This is a genomic window from Burkholderia sp. BC1 (assembly GCF_052683555.1).
Window position 1 is genome coordinate 1 of record NZ_JBQYLP010000196.1, and the last position, 550, is coordinate 550.

The window sequence follows — 550 nt, forward strand, 5'->3', positions numbered from 1 at the left end:
CCTCACGGGGCAGATCGTGACGCGTTCGAACGACGAAGTCGGCCAATTGATAACCGCCCTGGCGGACATGCAGGGCAGCCTGTCCAGCATGGTGGCCCATGTGCGCCAGAACGCCGAGAGCCTGGAGGCGGCCAGTTCCGAGATTGCCCAGGGCAACCACGACCTGTCGGCGCGCACCGAAAGCCAGGCCAGCTCCCTGGAAGAAACCGCCGCCAGCATGGAGGAGTTGGGCTCCACTGTGCGCCAGAACGCCGACAACGCGCGCCATGCGAACCAGCTCGCGCAAAGCGCCAGCACCGTGGCCGTCCAAGGCGGTGAAGCCGTGGCCCAGGTGGTCAACACCATGACAGGCATCAACGAAAGCTCCCGCAAGATCGCCGACATCATCAGCGTCATTGACGGCATCGCCTTCCAGACCAACATTCTGGCCCTGAATGCCGCCGTCGAGGCCGCCCGAGCGGGCGAACACGGTCGCGGCTTTGCCGTGGTGGCCACCGAAGTGCGCAGCCTGGCCCAGCGCAGCGCCGAGGCCGCCAAGGAAATCAAGACC

The 550-nt window shown here is 66.0% G+C and carries 1 protein-coding gene; it reads left to right on the top strand.

The window, feature by feature from the left end; translation table 11 throughout:
• Positions 1 to 550: methyl-accepting chemotaxis protein (locus ACSHSS_RS30325; protein ID WP_445545982.1), on the top strand; the 550-nt coding region annotated here is incomplete at both ends.